The organism is Pseudomonas peli (assembly GCF_900099645.1).
In the GTDB taxonomy this organism is placed as follows: domain Bacteria; phylum Pseudomonadota; class Gammaproteobacteria; order Pseudomonadales; family Pseudomonadaceae; genus Aquipseudomonas; species Aquipseudomonas peli.
In genome coordinates, this window is sequence record NZ_FMTL01000002.1 from 554,848 (window position 1) to 577,185 (window position 22,338).

Consider the following 22,338-nt stretch of genomic DNA (forward strand, 5'->3'; position numbering starts at 1 on the left):
CGCCTCCCTACGCTTCGATGGAGGTGCCGCCCGGCTTGCGCCAGACCTGATTACGTTTGCGATCCTGGGCCTTGTTGATGCCCGCGATGATTATTCGGGTGAAGACGGCTGCGAAGTAGATGTTTATGGCCACATCGATCTTGGCGAGGCCGAGTATCTGTTGGGCCTCTATAGCCGCGTTGCCCATGTTGGAGGTGATGTAGTCCTTGGCGGCGTTGATCAGGGCGTTGAAGCCGAAGTAGGTCACGAAGCCAAAGCCGATGGCACGCAGGACGGTCTTTACCAGTGGGCCGGCGATCATCCAGAGAAAACGGGCACCCCATAACCAGAGCGGCATTACTCACCTCCAAAGGAACGGCCGACATACACGGCGTAAAAGATCGAGGCCGCGATGACGATGAAGTAGCTCAGGTCGGCGGCGAAGTTGCAGAGCGGTTCGAAAGAGAGTTCGAAGACACGACCACCGGCAGTGGCGAGTGATACGGCCCGTGGTGGTGGGCAACCTGAGGGCAGGAAGCGGGCTTTTGTGCCTTCGTTGAAGAGGCTGGAGATATCAATCTCGCCGTCACCTTCGTCGAGTTGGGCTTCGTCACCCTTGCCGTTGATGAAGCCGGTGATGTCGCCTTCTTGTGAGGGGAAATCACCGGCAGTAGCAGCATCGCAACGGGCGCGTTTTTGCGTGTCGAGAATGGCGCATTGAATGGCATCGCCGGAGCAGGCCAAGGGCTGATCGCAGGCAAGACCGGAGGCGCTACCGCCGTCACTGTCACCGCCACCTGGGTTGGTGCCGCCGTTGCCCGGATTGGTGCCACCGTTGCCAGGGTTGGTGCCGCCATCCCCTGGATTAGTGCCACCGTCGCCAGGGTTGGTGCCGCCATCACCTGGGGTTCCACCATTACCCGGATCGGTGCCACCGTCGCCTGGGTCAGTACCACCATCACCCGGATCTGTGCCGCCATCGCCGGGATCAGTTCCACCGTCGCCGGGGTCGGTTGGCTGGGGAACCTCGGGGGGCTGGTTTTCGGATGTGGTGCAGGTTTCGCCGGTTAGCTTGGCGTTGTAGTCGCAGTAGGTAATGGAGCCGTCGGTTTCGCTTTCGTTGAAGCAAGAAGAAACCGACTGATGCTGAGCTTTACAGCCATCAATGCAGGCAAAGGCAGGCGGGGAAATGGCAGTACCCGGCGCGATGTTGAACTCTGCAGTCGAGTCACGCCGACCGAGGGGCCAGGTGTATGTGGATTCGGTGCCGGAAGCACAGGCCGCCATGGTATCGACGACAACGGCACCGGAGGACGGGCCACCTTGGCGAATGGGTTGATCGGGGTTGCTGTAAGGGTGATAGGAAAAGTTGTACTTACACAGATATGAATTGGTGTTTTGCAGCGCGCTATAACTACCCGCATAGGTCGGGTTGATCAGCACGATGGGCTGTTCAATCTTTGAGTAGTCAAAGCCCGCACAGGCAGCTTCCACGGATTTATAAAAGCCGTCGTGGTTACGGATCTTGAAAGGCTTTTCATTGGCTACGGCAAAAAGCGGAACCAGGGAGAGAATGAGCAGGAGATATTTCATGGTCAGACCCGCCCAAACAAAACGAGGCACAGCGCCACCACGGTGAGCAGGAGGACGAAGAGTTCGTAGTTCATTGAGTGGCCCTGAAAAGTAAGTCCCGCCGTAGCGGGACTTGGGTAAAACGCGCAGCGATTAGAGAGCGCGGCGCATGTACTTGAAGGCAGCAGCGGCGACGATGAGGATCAGCGCCAAACCGCCCAGCTCAACCACATCAGCCTTGGCGTCAGTCATGGCACCGCTGACCTCGGGGGCCAGGGCGGCGTAGGCTTGTTGCATGCTCAGCACACCAACGGCTGCAGCCGCACCGATGGAGCGTTTCAGGGTTTGCAGTTTGTTTTTCATGGGGTGTTACCTCGGTTTCAAAGGACTTTTTTCAGAACCAAGAAGCCGAACACCAGGGCAAACAGCATCATCGCCTCGCCCTTGAGTTCGCCCACCTGATCCCAACTGAGAGCAGTGCCGGAAAGGCTCTGCATTTCCTCGCTTGTGAGGTTGAGCAGCTGACCGGCGCAGATGGGTTCACCACCTGGGCCGGCCACCCATTCGCCCTCGCAGGCCAGAAAGTTCACAGGGGGCTCCGGCAATGTGGACACGCCCGGATCACACGCCAGCTAGTAGCCGGAGAGGTCTTGCGGCAGTGATTGCAGAAGATCCACACCACGGGAGCCGGCCTGCTTAGGACTTGGCCGGGTCAGCAGCTTGGGCCGCTGGTTTGGCTTGCTGCTGGGCGTTGGCTTGTGGAGCAGCAGCGCGGGCCGTTGGCTTGGGGCCTACCGCTTCAATGTGCAGGGCGAGATTCTTGCCCTTGTTCTGGCCACCACGGGCAACGTCGAAGGTGATGCGTACCAGTTGCAGGGGTTCGAACTGGGTACCAGCGGCGAAGATTTCTTCAGCTGCATCCTCTTCTGCTGACATGCCGATGATGGACAGACCGTGCTCGGTTTTGCCGTCCGGTTCATCGCCATAAAACACCTTGATGTACTTCTGGCCGTTTTCGCCGTCGAAGCGTTGAGTGCCGAGAAATGCAACTTCCATAGTTGAACGTGCCATCTTTTGTTTCCTCGCTTAGTTGCGCGTTAGTGCGCGGTTTTGCCTTATTGCAGGCCGAAGAGTCCCAAGCAGAGGAACTGGTAAAGTTCTTCATCTGCCCTGTATGCTGCGGCTTGCAAGGGGTTGCCTTGGGTTATTTATACGCGATAAATACAGCGATAAATCATGGATAGTTAAATGTCATAGTCACGATTCTTAATGGAATTAATAGTGACGCAATGACACTTTCAACTTTTCTCCTAATTAGTTCTGTTAATTAAAAACTGCCACACCAAGGGCCGCGCCCTTGTCATCCCGTTTCGCCACCTGCGCCCGCGACTGGTAAACCAGCCCCGGACACAGGCGGCGATCTACTGGGAGGGTCTGCCTTGATATGTATGGCGACAATTGCAGCGAGTAGGCCGCAGGTGAAGCCGTGGAGTTCGGCGCGGGTATATGCCAAACGTGGGTCGGCAGAACTGCGCGGGGCAGGGGTGCTGTCAAGGCGACCCAGGCAGTAGCCGATAGTCAGGGCTGCAATGGTTGTAATGAAAGCAACGAACCAAGGCCAATTTTCAAAAACAGTCATGCGCTCACCCCGTCAGCTCGAAAGGTTCGTGCAGTGGCACGAAAGGCACCGGTTTGCCGATGTTGGCCACAACGCTCCAATACTTGGGCGGGCGGTCGTTTGGCGTGTGTTTCGCGCAGGTAAAGGCCGGGGTGATTTCCCATTGGGAGAGCAAGGGCGTCCAGGCACCAGCGACGAGGCGCATCTTGAGTGCGCGCACGGGTCGGGCAAGCGCGGGGCGGCATTGGTCGCAGGGTGTGGACGGGCAGGGATCGGGCTTGGCCATCTCGGCCTTTGACCAGCAAACAGAGCAGTCGCAGTTCTCGGCGTGCTGCTGGTTGCTGTAGCTGAATGGCGTCATAGCTCATGCCCTCGCCTGGGTAACCGGAGCTGGCGTAGATCACTGGGAAACCTCCTGCTTTACCTGGGCAAAGCTCGCCTCAAGGCGAAGGACGATTTCAGCATTCAGGGAGCGGCGCGCCTCTTTGGCGGCTTGCTCGACCTGGGCGCGCAGTGCAGCAGGCATGCGCAGCTTGAATTGCGCGGCTGTGCGGCTCATAGGTTCGGCCTCACGAAGCGCACCAACCGGGTTTTGCCGACTTTTACGCTGGGGACACTGCCGCGCATGATCCAACCAGCGATCACTTCAACGGGAACGCCAACCAGGGCCGCGAAGGCTTTTTTGCTATAGAGGTCAGCGCTCATGCCACACCCCACAGCCGGTAAATGCGGAAGTTCTCGCGGGCCTGTTCCTGGGCGAGCAGGGAGGCCAGCGGGTCGTCTGCAACCACCTCAGCCACAGCCATATCTATAAAGAGGTGACATTCCTGGCGAGAGTCGCCACGGAAGCAACGGTGCCAGCGCTTCTGACGGGTTTTGCCGTGGTAGCTGGCTACTTGAACGACGCAAGGCCCATTGCTCATGCCGTCCACTCCTGTTCCAGCAGCCAGGAGCGCAGCAGAGTGCTATTCACCATGCGGCGCTTACCGAGCTTCACCGTAGGCACTACGCCTTTCATGGCCCAGGCACGTGCAGTGCCGTAGGTAAGGCCGTTGCGATCCGCCCAGGATTCGACGGTTTCAACGTCCTGTTGCGGGCCTATCAGCTTCGAAGGTTCCAGCTCTTCCAGTTCCATGCTCGTTCCGTCACTATTCGTGTCATTAGGACAAAACCCCTAACGACAAATTATTTGTCTTCGATAACAATCCTAATGACAAATTATTTGGCTATCAAATTATTTGTCATTATTTTTAGAGCTTTTTGGAATGATTGAAGAAAGGCTTAGAACTCTTGTGCGCCACCTCGGCCCCGCGAGGCTTGCTCAGGCAACGACAATCAAGAACCGTCGCAGGTGGCAGACCGTAGCCACCGAAATGAAGGTGAAGGCGAGAATTGAGGATATGGAAGAGCTGCTGAAAGCATTCCCTCAGTACGAGCTGTGGCTATGGAAGGGTGAGGTCGATCCCATAAAGGGCCAGGTTTCGCCTGGGTACGAAGAGGCCGATTCAAACTTGTCCAATCAAAACGCGGGATAGCGATCACAACGGAAGTGGCTAGGCGCTGGTATGCCCGATTTTGAATTTTATGATCTTGTTAGTCATAGGAATATGGACTTAAGGAATTGAGGAAATTGGAATATATAAGTGTTGCTATTAAGGCAATGGTTACCGTGTTTTTGACTTTGGTTATAAATAAGTTTCTTTCGATTTTCAGGAGAAGACAGCTTTATGTGACTGTGCACTCTGTTATAAATAATTTGAGCTATAAGGCTGGAGGTTATACTGTTTCTTTGGTGGTTGGTAATAAGGGTAAAGATAAAGAAAAAGCTGTCGAAATAGTCTTTCCAAAAAATAAAGTTTGTAAGGTTGTTTCAAGTGACTATTCGGGTGTTACTTCTGATGGCAGAAAGATAAAAATAGATCGAGTTTTGGCTGGCCAGAGAATAGAAACTATTGTTTATGTTTCAGGTGAGTTTGAACCTGGGCGAAAAAATAAACCGTTTGTTAAATCTGAAGATGCTAATGGTAAGTCTTTTTATGGGCGCGGTATGGAGCCAGTCGGCGCTGGGCCTATATTTTTATTTTTTTCAGTTTTCGGAGCGATTTTATCAATGGGATACTTCGTATATGACGGGAAAAGCCCATTTGATGGTTACTATAGTTTAAGGTATTGGTCTTTTTACAATGCTGGGTTCTCTGTTGATGACATCCAAGAGAATAAGTTTCTAAGTGGCTTGTATCCTTTTGATAAGGATTTGCCAATAAGCTTTCTCAGGGTGGAGAAAGCTAAGGGGAACAGATATTTGCATTTTTCTATCCAAAACAGAACGCCTGAAGTTTTGAAGGTTTCAGCGGAATATATGACTAGGGATAGTCGGCTTTATGTGCGGGAAAGGCTAGCGGCGTATAATATTTTCGACGAGAAAGAAAGTGATGCAGAGCTAAGAAGAATTGATGAAAAGTATAATGCGCTTGATTGGGATGAGCGTAGGTGGGGGCCGATTTACTTAAAAGCTGGAGAGACTAAAGGCATAAAAATGCCACGTCCAATAAGAGGCTCTGACTCCATCGAAGACTTTGCTGTTGAGTTTAGGGTTACAGGCGAGCGGCGTGGTCTTGACGAGAAATATAGATTCCATCCTGAAGAGTCTAAAGAGGCAAGAGAGGATATCGTTAGGTCGTTAAGGTAAAGCTAGAATTTTCGCAAGGAGGCTACATGAAATCAGATTGGGATGATGCACCGGACTATATACGCAACAACAAGAAGCAATCCCCGTGGCGTACGGTCGTCATCCTGGGCGTTGGCTCAGCGATTACATGGGGGCTGATCGCGTTATTTGCCAAGCCAATCGTTATCGACGTTAACCAGCTTAAGCAGGCCATCCGTGTTGGCGGCCATCCGGTTTTCAGCGAGCAGCCAGCCCAAACCTACAGCGAACCCCTGCAACCCATCCAACAGGCCTCGGCGCCTTTCGAACCCGCCCCACAGATTGCGCAATCGCCTAGCCAAGCTGATATTGAATGGTCAGAGCAGCAAGCCGCGCTAGTGGGAGAGCCTGGTCAGAACTCATTCAATGACGACAACTACACACCCAAGCAACCGGCCAACGTCTACACACCTACAACCTATAAGCAGGTTGCATCCGTCAGCACTAGCAGCGAAAGAAAATCGAAGCCTGTAAGGCGCGAGCAGACTGTTAAATGGATTAAGGGTTGGAATGGCGGTACGAACTACCTAGCAGAGTGGGTGGCCGTTAATAACTACATAGACAGCAGCAGCGTATGCGCCAACCACCGTAAAGGCTCAATCGACTACCGCGAATGCCGGAAAGCCGCCAAACAGCATTACCATGAAGAATGCAGAATATGGCGAGAGCGCTACGATAATGATCGAAAAGCTCGTAGTAGCCGGATGGAGCAGCGCTTTTGCTCTGCAGCGAGTAGTTTTAGCCCGATGGGGTAGCTAAAAGCCCCATGAAAAGGCAGGGCCGCAATACAGGATTGTGCTGCAGGCAAATAACATGCTGAGAAGATAGCCGCCCAAGGTGCCTGCACATCCAATAGCGAATCCGCTTGCAATGACACTGCCATTGTTGCTTTTTGAATAAATCAGAGAAGCAATTGCGCCAGCGCCTGCACCCATTAAACCCAGCGGAAAGTCGACACCAGGGCCGTGCACGTTAGCGTTTGAGTAATTAATTGACCTGATTACAGTCGCCGCTAAGGTCGCAACGGCGATCCCTGAGAGAAAGCCTTTTATAGGTTGGAATATCCTGCATAGCAATATGCAGGTTACTGCAAAAAAATAGGCGTATGAGGCGATCCATGTAGGCATGGCTTCACTGCTGTTAAGCAAGAAGGCTACTGCCGTTAGGTGTGTTATTCCGAGTGCGACTGGCATGTCGTATTGTTTTAGCAATCGTCCGCTGATCATTTGATAATTCCTTGGTCTTCAGTTGAAGTGTTGCCCTATGTATGGGGAAAGCATTTCTACAATGGTTAGCAGTATCAGTCCGATGGATAACATGAGAATCCAGCTAATCAAAACCATAAATTTGCTGCCGCCAAACTTTCGGTGCCACCACCAGCGCAAAGATACAAAGGCAAGGAATAGAAACGGAATAGTTGAAAGAGCAATAGCTAGGCCGGTGAGGCTGTTCGGTCGGGTAGAGGCTACGGCTATGATGATTAGACCGAACGCCATAAAGAATTTACGGCGGCGTTCAATCCATGGATTACGAAGTGGGATAGGGCGCATTTAACTACCGTATTTCGTTAAAAGACAAATTATTATGTTTTCTGATTTTTGATGTGGCTATAAGGCAGAGTATAAAGAATGCTATTGGTGAAAGCAGTAATAGTGCGAACCTGAGTAATAGCATTGCTGTGTTAGATCGCATGTCTGGATGAAACCAAAATGATATATCTAGTGCGCTTGTGCCTGCTACTTGGCTAAGTATTCCAGCTACGCCGGTTATTGCCAGTATTTGATATATGAGCTGTGTTGCTACGTATGCGTGAAGAAAGTGCGCGTGTTTAGCAAGTAATAGGTTGTTGCGTGCTGAAAATATTATAAATAACAAGGCTGCAATACTAGAGCCTAATCTAAAGTAGGCGGCCTCAAAAGGGATTACTGATAGGTAGATGTGGTGAATAAACGAAACACTACTTGCGCCTCTGAGTGATCCTTGTTCAGTCTTTAGTAGAAATATTACATCGGTTGCCAGCATGTAAGCGGCAATGGAGGCAAGCAAGAATAAAAGACTATTTATTCCAATGGACTTAGGTGCTGGCTCTAAATCGAGGGTTGCTGATGGCTTGAATGGGTCATGCACGAAATAGACTCTTTGAGCTTGCCGGTATGTCTGTAAACCGGTATGGGTATTGGTGGCCAGACGCTACTGTTAGGCGCCGGGGCTGTCTAGCGACTGTGTCGAAAAAGTGTCGAAAACACTGTGCCGAATTGGGCCGAAACGAGCTGGTGAGGGAAGCGAAAGGCCCGTATTGAGCGGGTTTGGCACGAACTGAAACGCTCACAGACGGGTTCAAATCCCTATCTTCCCGCCATATCGAAATACTCTAAGCCCCTGAAATCATTATAGATTCCAGGGGCTTTTTGTTTGCTGGGTTTGGTGTTTGGGCAAAATTTGGACAAAACCACTTCGCCTCAGTCCGCTCTAAACCGCTTCTAGCCATCAAAATCCCATCATCTTTGAGACTGAGTGGGCCATGCTTTTTGTGTCGCGCGGTATCCAGCGTCCATAGTGCTTCTTAACCATCGTTGTATCGGTATGCCCAAGCTGGCGGGCGACCCACTCCATGGGTACAAAACTAGATAAAGCCTGACTGGCAAATGTATGTCTGCTTTGATTGGGCCCCCGGTGAGCGATTCCACAACGTTTGAGGTGTGCTTCGAACCACACGTTAAGGGTTTGGCCACTCCAGGGGATTCCACTGACCGAGTTACGAAACAGAAACGTTATTTTCTCTTTCTTGCGGATTATGTTATCCCGTTGAACCACTTCGATTTCGATTGCCTCTTGCTGGCCAAGTGCAGCACTTATTTCCTGCAGGATCTCGAGTGCCGGAGCTATCAGTTCGAGGGTTCTTACTCGAGAACGTTCTTTGGGAACCTTATACTCCTGCGCAACGCGAGCGCGCCTGACATGAAGCGTGCCAGCCTCTAAATCGATATCTTCTACAGCCAGGGCGATTAGTTCTGACACTGACAGCCCTGCCCAGCAGTTGAAAACGATCATTCGTACATCGGGCATCCTTTTAGGGTCGCCTATCGCAAGGCGCTTTAGCTCATCCCGAGTAAACGGTAAGGCTGATTCTAAGTCGGCATCGCGCTCTATGTTGCTGATTCGTTCGAGTGGATTGGATGCGATCACTCCGTCCTCGAAAGCATTTGCCCATACGCCGCGAACGACTGTGAACACGTCATTAACCGTTTTGGGCGAAAGGCCGCTTTTGAGCAAATTTGCTTGGAGCAACTCAAGGTCACTCTTACTGATGTCCGATATCCGCCTTAGCCCCATTCGTGTCAGCAGATGCTTTGATTTGCATCGGTAATTTGTATAAGTACAGCTCGCTTTTTTCGCCTTTTGTACTTCTAGCCAAAGTTGTACTCCATCCTCGACTGTGCGTTTTTTGTCTGCCCCCTGGATACCTGAAAATTGTGCGGCTGACGGCGAGTCCGGAAAGTGGCGGGCATAGTCGAACCGCCCCTCTTTAATTTCGGCCAAGATGGCGCGCCGCTTGTTATCGGCATAGGCGATTGCTGCTTTGTTTATCTTGACGATTCCGCGCAGAGGTTCTCGGAATCGCTTGCCGTGCAGCATGAACGAAATGCGTAGCTGGTTCCCGATATGCTCTACGCCTTTAGGCAACTTTTCCGTCAAAATTTCCCCTCCATCCAGTTTTCAATGGCCCTTCGGTTAAAGACGATTCGCCGCGCTGGATCCCATCTCCAGTGCCGGCCCTCCAACCAGAGTCCATTGGTTCGATATTTTCTGGCGGCTTCTGTGCTGATACCGAATACCGGGCCCAGTAGCTCCTGCCGGAACCACTCTCCAGGGCAAACCACTTTTTGATCACTACCTGAGTTGCTCACTTTCGGATTTCTCCTTTCCCATCTATTTCCACTGATGCTGCAGCAATAAAAGGGGGAGGGGGGGGCTATTCGGCCCCATTTGGGGTACAGGTAGGTCAAGTCTGTCACTCAAGTAACAGCAGTTTGCCGTGCTTGTAGGTAATGCAAGTCGGTCCGTGGGTTTGCGGGCTGTGTCTGAATGCTGCCCCTTTCAACGCCGGTAATCGTCTTTGCACGCTTATCGTGCGGGCATTTCTGTAAGGTGTAGAGATTTCTCAATCCGGTGCTGTTTTGAGCCTGGATATCAGCAAGCGGAAATTAACTCCTTAAAGTCACTTTTGTGTTGATTGCCACTGATTGAGGCATACGCATTCAAAGTCATCAGTTGATTTCTATTTTGAGAGATTGCTGCGACCGGGCGCCAGAAAGTTACTTTTCAATGTCCGTATTTGGGCGAGGCGAGCTGACCTACTTATGGGGTGGTAACTACCTCCGGATGGGGTGACAGCACCTACGGATGGAGTGGTAACAAATGGGGCTACCTCCTTATGAGGTAGATCTACCTCATAAGGAGGTATGATTCACCTCATAAGGAGGTGAATCGCAAACTCTTGAAGGGCTCTGTTGGCGTGGGCTGTGGCCATCTATCCACAGGCCTTAACCGTTCTTTAACCATCATTAACCATAAAAGCTTCACACGCACACATCACCTATGTGCACACTCATTTTTCGGTCTTCGCCCTTGTCGGGTGAAAGCTGTTGGCTGATGCAGCCGAATTGCCGATACTACTGAATAGCCAGCACTGGATTTGGGGGGGGCGATGGCAAGGAAGCGCAGGCGCAACAGCAAGTCTGACGTATCAGGCGTGCTGGTTCTTGGAGCTATTTTTTGGGGGCTGATTGCCTCCGTTCCCAAAGATGTCTGGGTTGTGCTGGTCGGAATAGTTATATTTGGCGTAGGCGGTTGGTTGATCATTAAGGCCTGCAGCAATTTGTCCTTCGCACGTCCATCGCAGGCCAAACGGCAGCAACCTCGAAAGGTCGATCGATCGAGCGCCACCGATATACCATTGAATGCAGGCCTGACATTCTCGTTGGACGAGGTTTTCCCAGCAGGGGTGCCATCTTCCACGCCGGCTCAAGCATCGGCCTCGCTACAGAAACATGTTTCTGCAGAAGATGAGAGTTCCGAGTTCTTTACCGTAACCCTGGGTGCCGTCGAGCGGCCTTCCCACCGAATTCCGAGTGCGCCGGCGGACCTGGCTAGTGCCAAGGTGCGCTGGCTTTCCGCTAGCGAATCCATTGAGGTTGCCGGTGAGAAGATCTCTGGCGGCCTGATCTATATCGGTGAAGATCGAAGCAGCCGCTATGGATCTTCGGAACCCTCACTGATCAACCCGAAGCTGAAGGTCGCACGGGGCATCGTCGATATTGCTGAGCGTCTCACTTCCTACTGGCCCAGTTACGACAACATCACCCCTGAGGCTCGGCGCGCATACCTGCAATGGCTATCCAGTGGTCGGAAGGCTCCGCATGCCAACATTGGCTACGTGTTCCTGTTCTTCTATGGACTGGAGCGCAGGGCATTCGTCGATGCGAAGACGAATCAGGCTGCCGCCGCAGAGATTCCTAGCATCATTGCCGAGGTCGAAAGACTGCTCTCGATCTACGACGAGAATCATTCGTTTAATACCTACGCCAGTCGTTTCGTAGACGTCCTCCGTCAAGGCCAAGTGCTTGCTCGACGCTATCAAAAGGCGCCGCCGGCACCGTTGTCTTACGGCTATGAAATGCCCATAGAGCTACGTATTGGCCTGGGCCAGTTGGCTGCTGACAAGCAACCAATGCCGGCTGACTGGGCGTTGGCCTGGGTGCTGTCTGATCACAACATCGGGAAGCGGACACCGGTAACCCGCTGTAAAGAAGCGTTCGCCCAGTTGTTCTGCATGCGCTACGAGGAACGTTATGGCGCCGGTATGGTGCTCCCCCAGAACAAGACCCGGCTGAGACTCCAATACAACACCGCTTCTGCGGGACTACCACCCCAAGAGCTGGATGGCCTATCCGGTATTCCTGATGTCACTGCGACCAGCGCAGCCCGGAAGAAGCTGCAGCAGTTGGTTGACGAATGCACGGTGCAGTTGGAGCCCTACAGTCGTTATCTCGGCCGCAACCCTGGCACTCCTGATGCACTAGAAGGGCTGCTACAGCTGCCAGTTAACCTGTGGCCGCCAACTGCTCGAACAGCGCTCGACGAGCTCAAGCAACGCATCGGCGACGGCATGGTGGTCATGAGCTTCGGTGAGCTGGCAGGGCGACTGCAGGGTGCAGGTAGTCTGTCGCGAGACAAGGTCCTGACGCTCGCGCGGGCGCTGGAGTCATTGCACATTGGTATCGAGCCAGATGTGCTGGCAGGCAGTCGAATCCCCAAGGCAGAGGACAATGTGGCGCTCTTTGCGACCCAGGCTGAAGATGGTGATCTGCGATCTTCGCCGGCGTATAACGCCGCCTCTGTGACTTTGGATCTCGCCTGTGCTGTGGCGGCTGCCGATGGTGACACGTCGCCGCAGGAAATTATGCTGCTATCCCAGCATATCGACTCTTGGAGTCACTTGAGCGGTGCTCATCGGAAGCGCCTGAAGGCCCACCTGCGTCTGCAGCTTAACCAGCCACCAACCCTGCAAAGTCTGAAAAAGAAACTGGAACCCCTGGCCGAGCCGGCGAAGAGGGTTGTGGCGGCTTTTCTCGCTCACTTAGCGCAGGTCGACGGCGAGGTTAGCCCTGCAGAGGTGAAGTTGCTGGAGCGCGTCTACAAGACCCTGCAGCTGGATCCGCAGTCGCTATACAGCGACCTTCATGTGGCCGCCAGTTGCAGCCCCGTTGGCTCATCGCAGACAACGCCCTCCATACCCGGAGCAACTCCGTCCAAGCCCGGTGTCGGATTTGCTCTGGACCAGGAGCGCATCGCTCAGTTGCAGCGTGAAACGGAGCAGGTATCTGCGCTGCTGGCTCAGGTTTTCGTTGATGATAAGCCTGCTGAGCCCGATGAGGTCATTGTCGAAGAGACCGTCGAGGATACTTCCTCCATCTGTGGATTGGACGCCGATCACTCAGCCTTCCTGCGTGTACTCGTATCCCGTACCGAGTGGACTCGTGACGAGTTGGAGGCGGTTGCAAGCGATATGGAGCTCATGCTCGACGGAGCATTGGAGCAGATCAACGACATGGCCTTCGAGCATTTCGATATGCCAGTCACCGAGGGGGAAGACCCCTTCGAAATAAACCCTGAAATCATGGACAAACTACCGCTATGAGCAGCATCAGAGCCAAGGACCGCGATGCGGTCATCCAGTCCCTGCGCGCCGGCGTCGTTCCCCGTGCAGGCCAGCACTTGATTCAGGTGGGGCGTGTCGGTGAGCTGGAGGCGCTCATCCGTGATGTGGAGCGCCTCGCGGAAAGTGGTTCCGCGTTCCGCGTAGTGATCGGTGAATATGGTGCAGGCAAGACGTTCTTCCTCAACCTGGTTCGCTCTATTGCGATGGAGCGCAAGCTCGTCACCATGCATGCCGATCTGAACCCTGATCGTCGTCTCCATGCTACTGGCGGCCAGGCTCGCTCGTTGTATGCTGAATTGGCCAAGAATATGTCCACCCGGACTAAGCCTGATGGTGGCGCTCTGCAAGGAATAGTCGAGAAGTTCATTGCACAGGCCAAAACGGAAGCCAAAGCGTCTGGCAAAGACAGTGAGGCTGTGATTCGTGAGCATCTCGAGCAACTGACAGAGATGGTCAACGGCTATGACTTTGCTGATGTAATTGCGGCCTATTGCAAAGGCTTCGAAGAGGGTAACGAGCAGCTCAAGGCGGATGCTATCCGCTGGTTGCGCGGCGAGTTCACTACCAAGACAGATGCCCGAACCGCACTGGGTGTGCGGACCATCGTCGACGATGCGTCGGTCTACGATCAGCTCAAGTTGCTCGCGCGATTCGTTCGGTTGGCCGGCTTTAGTGGATTGATGGTATGTCTCGATGAGCTTGTGAACCTGTACAAGCTCTCCAACACCCAAGCTCGCAACGCTAACTACGAGCAGATTCTGCGTATCCTCAATGACTCCCTGCAGGGTTCCGCTGAGGGGCTTGGTTTTGTGTTGGGTGGTACTCCCGAGTTTCTCATGGATACTCGTCGTGGCCTCTACAGCTATCCGGCTCTGCAGTCGCGATTGGCGGAAAACAACTTCGCCAAGTCCGGGCTGGTAGATCTGTCTGGTCCTGTCATACGCCTTACCAGTCTGACGCCTGAGGATTTCTACGTGCTGCTGCAGAAGCTGCGTCATGTATACGCTGCAGGCGTGAGCGAGCGCTATTTGCTACCCGACGAAGCATTGCCGCTGTTTATGGCCCACTGCAACCAGCGGATGGGCGATGCTTACTTCCGGACCCCGCGGACGACCATCACTGCATTCATCAACCTACTAGCAGTGCTGGAGCAGAATCCGGAGGCTGATTGGCGCACCCTGCTGGGGGCCGTAGAGATTGCACAGGATCGAGGTGGTGAAACCGATGCCCAGCTAGATGCGGACGATGAGCTTGCCACCTTCCAGCTCTGAATCGGCTGGGTTCGCACTCCTTGAACCGCGAATCCAGCGCTGGATATGGTCCGAAGGCTGGACCTCCCTGCGCGATGCCCAAGAGCGCGCTATCCCTGTGCTCTTGGGTGCGGATCAGGATGTCATCATCGCGGCGGCTACAGCTGCCGGGAAAACCGAAGCTGCGTTTCTACCCATCCTTACCAATCTCCTGCAGGACACGGAAAAGCCTGGATCGGTGCTTTACATAAGCCCACTAAAGGCTCTCATCAATGACCAGTGGGATCGTTTGGAGAGACTTTGCGATGAGCTTGAGCTTCCAGTCATTGCATGGCATGGGGATATCTCAGCGAGCCGCAAACATCGTTTCCTCAAGTCCCCGGAAGGCATTCTGCTGATCACACCGGAGTCGCTCGAGGCTCTTTTCGTGAACAGGGGGACCAGTCTAGCGGGATTGTTTGCCAACCTGCGGTACTTGGTGGTAGATGAGCTCCATGCCTTTATTGGTAGTGAGCGAGGCAAGCAGCTGCAGTCACTCATGCATCGAGTGGAAACAATCATTGATCGCCCCCTGCCCAGGGTCGGTCTCTCTGCCACGCTGGGCGACATGATGCTGGCCGCTGCCTTTTTGCGTCCCAATGCCCCTCATCATGTGTCGGTGATTGAGTCCAAAGGGAGTGGCCAGATACTTAAGGTTCAGATTAGAGGGTATGTGGAGTCCAAGCAGGCGCTCCCGATACAGCCTGAAGATGATGAGGTTTTTTCTCCGGAGCATGCCATCGCAGAGCACCTCTTTCAGGTGCTAAGGGGCAGCAACAACCTGATCTTCCCCAACAGCCGAAGCCAGGTGGAATGGTTTGCCGACAATCTGCGGCATCGTTGCGAGCAGTATGGTGTACCGAACGAGTTCTGGCCGCACCACGGCAGCTTGGCGAAGGACATTCGAGAGGAGACCGAGAAAGCGCTTAAGGCTGGTGACCGTCCTGCCACCGCAGTTTGCACTACGACGTTGGAGCTTGGAGTAGATATTGGCAGCATCAAGACCGTGGCGCAGATCGGGCCACCGCCATCGGTTGCCAGCTTGCGACAGCGTTTGGGCCGATCCGGGCGCCGTCCGGGGGAAGCAGCCATTCTCCGCAGTTATTGCACGGAACGTCGGCTGGACGATGACTCGCCACTGTCGGATCAACTCCGCCAGGGCTTGGTGCAAAGTATCGCCATGATCCGGTTGTTGATGCAGGGCTGGTTCGAGCCCCCTCGCGTTCAAGGCCTTCATTTATCGACACTGGTTCAGCAGTGCCTCTCAGTGATAGCGCAGCGGGGGGGCGCAACAGCTGCGGAGCTTTGGAGCACCTTGATACGGAGTGGTCCGTTCGCCGGAGTGGAGCAGAGTAGCTTCCTAAGTTTGCTTCGCGCCCTCGGCGACCGCGATTTGATAACCCAGGAATCATCAGGACTCCTGCTGCCGGGCGTGGTTGGAGAACGCATGATCAACAACTACGACTTCTACAGTGCTTTCGTAAGCAATGAAGAGTTCCGCCTTGTGTGCGATGGCAGACCACTCGGAGCATTGCCGGTCTCCAGGCCACTGACTGTCGACCAGCGCATTATTTTTGCTGGGCGTCGCTGGCGAGTTACGAGCGTTGACACTGATGCCAAGGTCATCGCTGTGAGATCCGATCCTGGTGGCGCTCCTCCATCCTTCGATGGTCTTGGAGCCCGTGTGCATGATCGGGTCCGGCAAGAAATGAAGGCCGTATTACTGGAGACAGACATCTATCCCTATCTTGATACTACAGCACAGGAGCTTTTGGCTCAGGCGCGCAGTACCTTTTCGGATCTTGGATTGGCACAGTCGAGCATGGTCGAAAGCGGAGGCAAGACGTACCTCTTTACATGGCAAGGCGATTGGACGAACGATGCCTTGGCCATCTTGCTGACGTACACCGGACTAACCAGTGAAAACAGTGGCCTGGTCATCGAGGTCAAGGGGGGGCGGGCGTCGCTTGAAAACAAGTTGCGTGAGATCGCCGGGTGGGATGGCATCGATGAGTCCTCTGTTCTGGCTGATGTACAGAACATGGTTCAAGAGAAATGGGATTGGGTGCTTCCACCTATGTTACTTATGCAGTCGTATGCCACGATGCAACTGGATCTGGGTGGAGCCAAGGCACTGGCCTTGGCTCTGATGAGTCAACCAGAAGTGACATCTTAGTATTTAGCACTACTATGGTGGTATCTGCTCTCGGCCAATTCTGTTGTAAAAGACGGCTTAGAGAAAGCTGCTTTTCGATAGCTCAAAAATCGCTCGACCTCGGCGTTACTACTTATAAAATAAAACCTATCCGCCTTCTGAGCTAACCACATTTTAACGTCGCTAACATTCTTTCATAAGTAAAAATCGCAATGGCTTTTTTCATCAGAATCGGCCAGTAGCTGCCCTCCATATTAGTCAGCTACCGACCAATAGCGTGTAGTTGGATACGTCTAGAGATTCTGGGGCGATTCATAACGTACGTTCGACGCCAACTTGATCAGCACCTTGCCATCAGGTAATTCGATATAAATTCGTGATTTTGAGAAACGCAAAACGCAGTTTTCAGCCGAAAATGTTTTTTTGACTTTTTGCTTGCCCCATTGAGTTTTTAAGTCAACCCATCCATCCCATTCTACTGTTGGGACCTGCAGTGTTAGCAGTGCAGCCTGCGGCTTTCTACGCGCCTTCACGGACGTTTTTACCACCTGATTTTTAATGTTTTTCACTGGCGTGGTGGTTTTATCACTATCTTGCTGTTGGTCCGTTTCGAGTTGTTGACGCTGCTCTGACTCCTCACTGGCTAGTTGCAGACGTTCAATCTCTTCGAGCATAGGTTTGAACACGGCGCTCCATAGACGATCTTCGCCATCCCAAGATCCTGCGATTCGTACCGGCGCGGACTTCTTGTACCACTTGCTGAGTTGTTTCAACAGAAACCAGCGCGGAACATAAAGATGGCCCAACTTTTCTTGGATCATGCTGGCCGGTACGGTCAGGGTGTGAGTCTTTGTATGTTCGGTAGTATCAGCTGCTGAGCGTTGAGCATTGTTTTTTTGCTCCAGGTAGACCGCCTTAAACCTGACTTTACGGCTTAGCTCGCTAGATCCCGGCCCAGCAGCGTGGACCATAACCAGAGTTGAATTGTGGGCTTCAATGCCTGCGCACAGCTCGCGAAAAGCGCGCACTACTGAATCCTCGTTTTTTAGATAGCGGCGCAGGACGCCATCATTTGATTCTTGATCAGTCAATCGGATTCCCACCGAGACAAATGGCAGGACTATCTGCTGCCCGTATTTCCCCCAGACTAGAGGCAGCCTGATACGGGTTGAGGTAGGTGTCATGTACTGAATGAATTTTGCCCAGCGCATTTTTGAGTAGCCCCCCAGGGTTATGTTTCCTGCGATGGTGACGACTCATGATTTAGCATTGGAGGCTATTTGGCCCAGTTTTGGGTACAGATAGGTCAATCGCGCCTCTTACACAGATTTGCCATGCATGGCGTTGCGCAACAAAATCATGCACCGATTAGGTCAAAGCGCCGGACGTCGATGGTTGAAATGGGGCGGGAGTTGAACTTGCCTATGCGGCTAGGGTGTGTAGCTGCGTCTGAAGCAGTAGGCCTTGGCAGGCGGTACCAAAGGAAAAGGTGCAGAAGGTTGCTCGGTTTATGCAATGGATCATTGAACTGCTGGCTTGACAGGCCCCAAGATCGATAGAGGGGGGCAAAGGCGATATTCGATCTTAGAGTGGCCTCCCAGAGAGTCTTTCTGTCTGGTTCCGCTGGCCGTAAGCTGGGCAGGGCAGCATTTTTCAGAGAGGGGTATATCCTGAAGACATTATCAATCCATTGAGTTGGGTCATGGGGTCTGTATGGAACCTATTGGTTATTTTATTTTGGGTACGGTTTTGGCGATTGCTTTGATCGGAACCGGAGGTTTTTTATTCGCTAAGCTGCTTGAACGTAGACTAAATAGTCAAAAACCTTGAGCTACAACACTGCAGATATTTCAGGTGCTATAGGTACCTTTAAACAGTTTTCCTCACTGACTCTGGGGCATTGAGGAAAACTGCTTTTCATTAGCCCCGTGTCGTTCTATATAGATTTGTGTTGCACTGATTGCATGCATGGATTCGGCGTTCGTCATTACGTGTCTCAAGACCATACTGCCGGATGCTGCATGACCTGCAGTGCCAGCATTGAATGCGGCTCAATTGAGTTTTCCGAGCGTACTCTTCAATAGTAGGGAAGCGCAGCCAGGCTTCATGTTTGCGCTCCATTAGGTCGCCTGCGAGCCAATCGGCGAGAAGGGCGCAACCCACTATGAATATGATGAATGCAGCGATTACATACATGCATTTGGCTCCTTTGTTTTTGGTGTTTTTCTAGATTCAATATTCGCGTTCTGCACTTATTCTTCCTCTTCAGCCCACCTTTGGTGAATACGCCGGCTAGCTGCTACTTGTGCAGGTAACAGCGGTAAGAAGCCGTTATTCGTCGGGATGTGAGGGGCTGTCAGCCAGGCCAGGAAAAGATACTTTCCCGGGTTTATCAGGAATTGTGAGAGCGTAATGCCGAGTTTTTGCTGTATCTGAGCATCGATGTAAACCGATGACCAAGCATTCAGGTGAACCTGTTGGTCGGGGGTAAAAGTGATCTGTTCTTCGAGTGACATGGGCATGGCTCCGTTTGGGTTACGGTTCCAGTTTCCCCATTATTTTGAATATGCAAGCAGCCTGGGAAAACACTCCCAGGCTCGGACATTTCGATGCAAATTTGCCAATTTGCAGTGCCACAGACTGTCGTGACAGTTAGCGTTTACGGCTCAACGAAAAGTAGCTTTTGTCCCTGGTTTAGGATTGATCTAGCGGCAACCCCTTGCAGGCCAGGGTTATAGATGTAGAACCAGGATGGCAACGCCTTAGACATCTCAGTAATCAATCGGATGTCTTCTGCATTTGCAGGTGTTCCCCAGGCATCCAAGAAAATAGGGCCATAAGCCATACCGGTTTCCGGAATAAATGAAGGGACGGGCGCCAGGCTTGGGGAATGGTCAGCAATCAGATCGTATAGTTGGGCATAGGTCTGTATCAAACCACCCTCACCAAATGGTTGGCCGAGCACATGCCTAACCTTGGTCGAAAGTAACTTTTCCCGGCCATGCTCATCCTTGCTGTAAACATCCGCGCGCGCCTCTATATAGGCCTGTGAAGCGACAGCCACAGCATTCCTTGGAGTGGATGCCAGGCTTTCAGGCACCCATGCGGCGATTTGTATTCGCGCGGCAGGGCTCCCTGGAGTTAATCCACTCAACAGCAACATTGTTGGATCTCCGGATGCAATCAGCTGTGCAGCGCCGCTTACTGAGTGATCAAGATTGCGACCGCTAGACCCAGTCACTGCAAAGGTTTCTTCATGCTCGGTGCGTGACATGTCATAGGCAGGAATGCTCATCGCATCCGCTATTTGCAATGCCACTGATGGTGTACCGGTTCGAGGGAGCAGGCCGCAACCGTTCAGGACGGTTATGAAAACGGCAGTTAGGATAGTTCGGGACATGGCGCACCTAGGCTGACAAAGTATTAATGAAGGTAGAGAGAAGCGACTTTCAAGTGCGCAGGATTGGCCACAGAACGGTGCTGGTGAGCAGGCACACACATGTCCATGTCGCTAGCGGTAACCTCAGCAACTTCATGGATTCATGGAGCGGGATTAATAGCCGTCGGTGCTTGTAGCCTTTGAAGAGAAACACAGCCCAGGCAAGCGGTGCCGATTGGAAAGACAGGAGCAAGGCGAGTCGCCACAAGGCTATTTCAATCAATTGAGGTGCTGACGTGGATGGAGCATATTCCAAGTAGCCCAGACGAATTGTCATTGCGGATACCACGATCACAATCGACTGGCTGCTATAGAGCAGATGTCTCCAAAGCGCTGCGCGAACTTCTTCTGATGTTCTGTACATGATTGATGGCCTCAAGAAATAGGGCCTTCAGGTGAGCATGATTTCTCGGATATGCAACCCGCTCAAGAGTGCTGGTTTTGGTGCCATGACAAGATGTTTTCAGAGTTCGTACTGAATTTTAAATGAGGGTGAGTCGCTCGCGCGGTTTTGGCGGCGATCATACAGCCGGGTGGTACTGATGCTCGCGTGTCCAAGCCAGTGCTGGACTTGAGCAATATCTGCGTTGTTTTCTAACGCATTGGTAGCCGCAGTAACACGCAGGCCGTGTACGCCTAATCCAGCCACATCGATTCCGGCCTGCAGCGCGTAGTGGAATACAAGCTTATAGATGCCATCAGCGCTCAGGCTCCTGCCAGCTTTGCTGCCTCGAAGGCTTGTAAACATAAAGCAGCTTTTGTCTCTCTCGACGCAAGTACCTTCCAGGTACTGATTGATGCTGTTCTCTGCATCACCATGAAGAGGGATGTATCGCAATCGGCCACCTTTACCGTGGATTCGTAGATGCAGCAAACCATCCCGCTTCTGCAGGTCGCACACGCGTAGAGAAGCAACTTCTTGGCGGCGTAGGCCGTGATAAAGCAGCACCGCCAAAATGGCCCTGTCTCGTAAGCCTTTTGCTGATAGCAGGTTGGGGGCGTCGAGAAGTAACTTTGCTTGGGCGCGGCTCAAAGCAGGGGTCTTGCCCTCGTAGTATTCAGTACGTGGACGTTTGATCCCGTGGACAGGGTTGCGTGTGTAGCGCGGATCTCGTTCGATCAGGTAGTCGAATAAGCATGCCAAAGCTGCAAGTTTTCGCCTGCGTGTAGCAGCGCTTAAACATGCCTCTTCTAGTGCGGCGCGCCACATCAGTACATGCCCGCGAGAAATTTCACGTAGGTTCTCGACCGAGCGCGCTCCGACTAAAACAAAGAAGTCTTGGATATCGGAACGATAGGCGCGCCGTGTTTGCTGGTTGTCGAGGTTAGCGAGCCATTCTGAAACCAAACAAATAACGGAGGAGGGGGGCGCCTCAATCAACTCCTTATGATTTTTGACCTCAAGTCGCTTTTCTGACTGCATAACCGGTTATGCCCTTTTCGCTAAAGTGATTTTGCCGCGGGTCAAATCGATAACGGCAACAGCTCTTGATAACGTGTTTTATCAAGAATTTTGCGTTGCCGGTACGCTGTAAGCAGGCGCAGGTATCCAGCAACTCTCACCACAGGTGACCATAGGTTTTGAACTATGCAAGAGTGGTGCGACGTTGCGACCAAATTGCTAGATCGATGGATGAGCAAAGAAGGGTGCGTGGGGGCTTGTGTCTGTAAGCTCTGCTACGAACGGCGTAGCAGAGCTGTTCCAAGGGTTAGGTTAGAACTGGATTTTTTCTTTCAGTGATTCCATTTCATCCTGAACATGCTGAATGCGGCGGATAACAGCGAACTTGGGTTCAAACTCCAGAAAAACTGCTTTTTGATCGTCAGTCAGCTCAATACCGAACTCGTCAATCGAGTGTTCGAAGAGCACCTCATTAGCGTCGTTCACGTCGTCGAGAAAGCCAGTGTAGAGGTTGCCGTCAGCCATAACGGTTGTGTAACGCCAGTGGATGACGAGCTGGGCGCTATCAGACATTGTAGTGAAAACGCCAAAGTCCCCCGTATCGATTCCCCGGTTTTCGCACTGCCTGTTGCTGGCCTCGACAAAGCTGGCAGCGACGAAGTTCACCTCGAGATTTTTCATACTGTATCCCCTATATCGCGTGGTTTTTACGGCAAGCCGTCTGCTTGCTCGAAAACAATTTTGAACAAGGGGAAATCGAAAGAGGGGTCTATTACGCCCCACATCAGGGTCAGGCGTGAGTGATTCACTACTTTCTATACACCTGCGTTTGGTTCAACTGTTGCTCGGCCTTTCGAAGCTGAAGAGTACCGTGCGATATCCGTGGCGTGAGGTCGATGACGCGCCAAGCCGAGGTTTAATCATCTATAGCCAAGGTCGCTGAATGCGCCATGGA

General features: G+C 52.7%; 23 protein-coding genes. 5 read left to right on the forward strand and 18 right to left on the reverse strand.

What is annotated here, in order from left to right; all coding sequences use genetic code 11:
* Window positions 1-7: 7 nt before the first annotated feature.
* From BLO50_RS11405 to BLO50_RS11450, 10 genes are all read right to left on the reverse strand, one after another.
* Window positions 8-337: a DUF2523 domain-containing protein gene (locus BLO50_RS11405; RefSeq protein ID WP_090252671.1), complete on the reverse strand. Its 330-nt coding sequence runs from the start codon at window positions 335-337 to the stop codon at window positions 8-10.
* Entirely contained in the window at window positions 337-1,572 is a 1,236-nt protein-coding gene (locus BLO50_RS22055; protein WP_186343914.1) for a virulence factor TspB C-terminal domain-related protein, read from the reverse strand. Before BLO50_RS22055 ends, BLO50_RS11405 begins: the two co-directional genes overlap by 1 nt.
* A gap of 132 nt (window positions 1,573-1,704) precedes the next feature.
* Complete coding sequence (locus BLO50_RS11420) at window positions 1,705-1,914, reverse strand: major capsid protein (protein ID WP_090252675.1); 210 nt, start codon at window positions 1,912-1,914, stop codon at window positions 1,705-1,707.
* A 17-nt stretch (window positions 1,915-1,931) separates the two neighbouring features.
* On the reverse strand, window positions 1,932-2,141 hold the full coding sequence (locus tag BLO50_RS11425) for a hypothetical protein (RefSeq protein WP_090252678.1): 210 nt from the start codon (window positions 2,139-2,141) through the stop codon (window positions 1,932-1,934).
* Window positions 2,142-2,247: 106 nt separating this feature from the next.
* Complete coding sequence (locus BLO50_RS11430) at window positions 2,248-2,622, reverse strand: hypothetical protein (protein WP_090252680.1); 375 nt, start codon at window positions 2,620-2,622, stop codon at window positions 2,248-2,250.
* A gap of 572 nt (window positions 2,623-3,194) precedes the next feature.
* Window positions 3,195-3,530 (reverse strand): lysogeny maintenance protein PflM, encoded by a 336-nt coding sequence (gene pflM, locus BLO50_RS11435; RefSeq protein WP_090252683.1) that lies wholly within the window; start codon window positions 3,528-3,530, stop codon window positions 3,195-3,197.
* 39 nt (window positions 3,531-3,569) lie between these two features.
* Window positions 3,570-3,728 carry an Arc family DNA-binding protein gene (locus BLO50_RS11440; protein ID WP_090252686.1) on the reverse strand — a complete coding sequence of 53 codons (159 nt, stop codon included), beginning with the start codon at window positions 3,726-3,728 and terminating at the stop codon, window positions 3,570-3,572.
* Complete coding sequence (locus tag BLO50_RS21825) at window positions 3,725-3,874, reverse strand: hypothetical protein (RefSeq protein ID WP_167354454.1); 150 nt, start codon at window positions 3,872-3,874, stop codon at window positions 3,725-3,727. Before BLO50_RS21825 ends, BLO50_RS11440 begins: the two co-directional genes overlap by 4 nt.
* The gene (locus BLO50_RS11445) at window positions 3,871-4,092 is read right to left on the reverse strand and encodes a hypothetical protein (protein WP_090252688.1); all 222 of its coding nucleotides are present in this window, start codon (window positions 4,090-4,092) and stop codon (window positions 3,871-3,873) included. Before BLO50_RS11445 ends, BLO50_RS21825 begins: the two co-directional genes overlap by 4 nt.
* Window positions 4,089-4,304: a DNA-binding protein gene (locus BLO50_RS11450; RefSeq protein ID WP_090252690.1), complete on the reverse strand. Its 216-nt coding sequence runs from the start codon at window positions 4,302-4,304 to the stop codon at window positions 4,089-4,091. The genes BLO50_RS11445 and BLO50_RS11450 overlap by 4 nt, the downstream gene beginning before the upstream one ends.
* A gap of 495 nt (window positions 4,305-4,799) precedes the next feature.
* On the opposite strand from BLO50_RS11450, the gene BLO50_RS21665 reads away from it, so the two are divergent.
* On the forward strand, window positions 4,800-5,858 hold the full coding sequence (locus BLO50_RS21665; protein ID WP_143003815.1) for a hypothetical protein: 1,059 nt from the start codon (window positions 4,800-4,802) through the stop codon (window positions 5,856-5,858).
* A gap of 26 nt (window positions 5,859-5,884) precedes the next feature.
* Window positions 5,885-6,631 (forward strand): hypothetical protein, encoded by a 747-nt coding sequence (locus BLO50_RS11465; RefSeq protein WP_090252696.1) that lies wholly within the window; start codon window positions 5,885-5,887, stop codon window positions 6,629-6,631.
* Here the strand turns inward: BLO50_RS11465 and BLO50_RS11470 are convergent, their stop codons facing one another.
* From BLO50_RS11470 to BLO50_RS22060, 3 genes are all read right to left on the reverse strand, one after another.
* Window positions 6,632-7,102, reverse strand: coding sequence for a hypothetical protein (locus BLO50_RS11470; protein ID WP_090252698.1), 471 nt, complete (start codon window positions 7,100-7,102; stop codon window positions 6,632-6,634).
* Window positions 7,103-8,363: 1,261 nt separating this feature from the next.
* Window positions 8,364-9,572, reverse strand: a complete 1,209-nt coding sequence (locus tag BLO50_RS11480) for an Arm DNA-binding domain-containing protein (RefSeq protein ID WP_090252703.1) — start codon at window positions 9,570-9,572, stop codon at window positions 8,364-8,366.
* A complete protein-coding gene (locus BLO50_RS22060; protein ID WP_244152876.1) occupies window positions 9,569-9,784 on the reverse strand; it encodes an excisionase family protein in 216 nt (71 codons plus the stop codon). Before BLO50_RS22060 ends, BLO50_RS11480 begins: the two co-directional genes overlap by 4 nt.
* A gap of 800 nt (window positions 9,785-10,584) precedes the next feature.
* On the opposite strand from BLO50_RS22060, the gene BLO50_RS11490 reads away from it, so the two are divergent.
* The 3 genes from BLO50_RS11490 to BLO50_RS11500 are packed head-to-tail and all read left to right on the forward strand — an operon-like array spanning window position 10,585 to window position 16,563.
* Entirely contained in the window at window positions 10,585-13,077 is a 2,493-nt protein-coding gene (locus tag BLO50_RS11490; RefSeq protein ID WP_090252707.1) for a tellurite resistance TerB family protein, read from the forward strand.
* Entirely contained in the window at window positions 13,074-14,369 is a 1,296-nt protein-coding gene (locus BLO50_RS11495; RefSeq protein WP_090252711.1) for an ATP-binding protein, read from the forward strand. The genes BLO50_RS11490 and BLO50_RS11495 overlap by 4 nt, the downstream gene beginning before the upstream one ends.
* Window positions 14,344-16,563: a DEAD/DEAH box helicase gene (locus BLO50_RS11500; RefSeq protein WP_090254083.1), complete on the forward strand. Its 2,220-nt coding sequence runs from the start codon at window positions 14,344-14,346 to the stop codon at window positions 16,561-16,563. The genes BLO50_RS11495 and BLO50_RS11500 overlap by 26 nt, the downstream gene beginning before the upstream one ends.
* A 272-nt stretch (window positions 16,564-16,835) precedes the next feature.
* Here BLO50_RS11500 and BLO50_RS11505 read toward each other — a convergent pair whose 3' ends face one another.
* The 5 genes from BLO50_RS11505 to BLO50_RS11525 form a co-directional block, all read right to left on the reverse strand.
* Entirely contained in the window at window positions 16,836-17,633 is a 798-nt protein-coding gene (locus BLO50_RS11505) for a hypothetical protein (protein WP_143003816.1), read from the reverse strand.
* 1,161 nt (window positions 17,634-18,794) lie between these two features.
* Entirely contained in the window at window positions 18,795-19,058 is a 264-nt protein-coding gene (locus BLO50_RS11510; protein ID WP_090252716.1) for a hypothetical protein, read from the reverse strand.
* Window positions 19,059-19,201: 143 nt separating this feature from the next.
* Window positions 19,202-19,942 (reverse strand): hypothetical protein, encoded by a 741-nt coding sequence (locus BLO50_RS11515; protein WP_143003817.1) that lies wholly within the window; start codon window positions 19,940-19,942, stop codon window positions 19,202-19,204.
* Window positions 19,943-20,444: 502 nt separating this feature from the next.
* A complete protein-coding gene (locus tag BLO50_RS11520; protein ID WP_090252720.1) occupies window positions 20,445-21,404 on the reverse strand; it encodes a tyrosine-type recombinase/integrase in 960 nt (319 codons plus the stop codon).
* Between the two features lie 291 nt (window positions 21,405-21,695).
* Window positions 21,696-22,064 carry a hypothetical protein gene (locus BLO50_RS11525; protein WP_090252722.1) on the reverse strand — a complete coding sequence of 123 codons (369 nt, stop codon included), beginning with the start codon at window positions 22,062-22,064 and terminating at the stop codon, window positions 21,696-21,698.
* Between the last annotated feature and the right edge of the window lie 274 nt (window positions 22,065-22,338).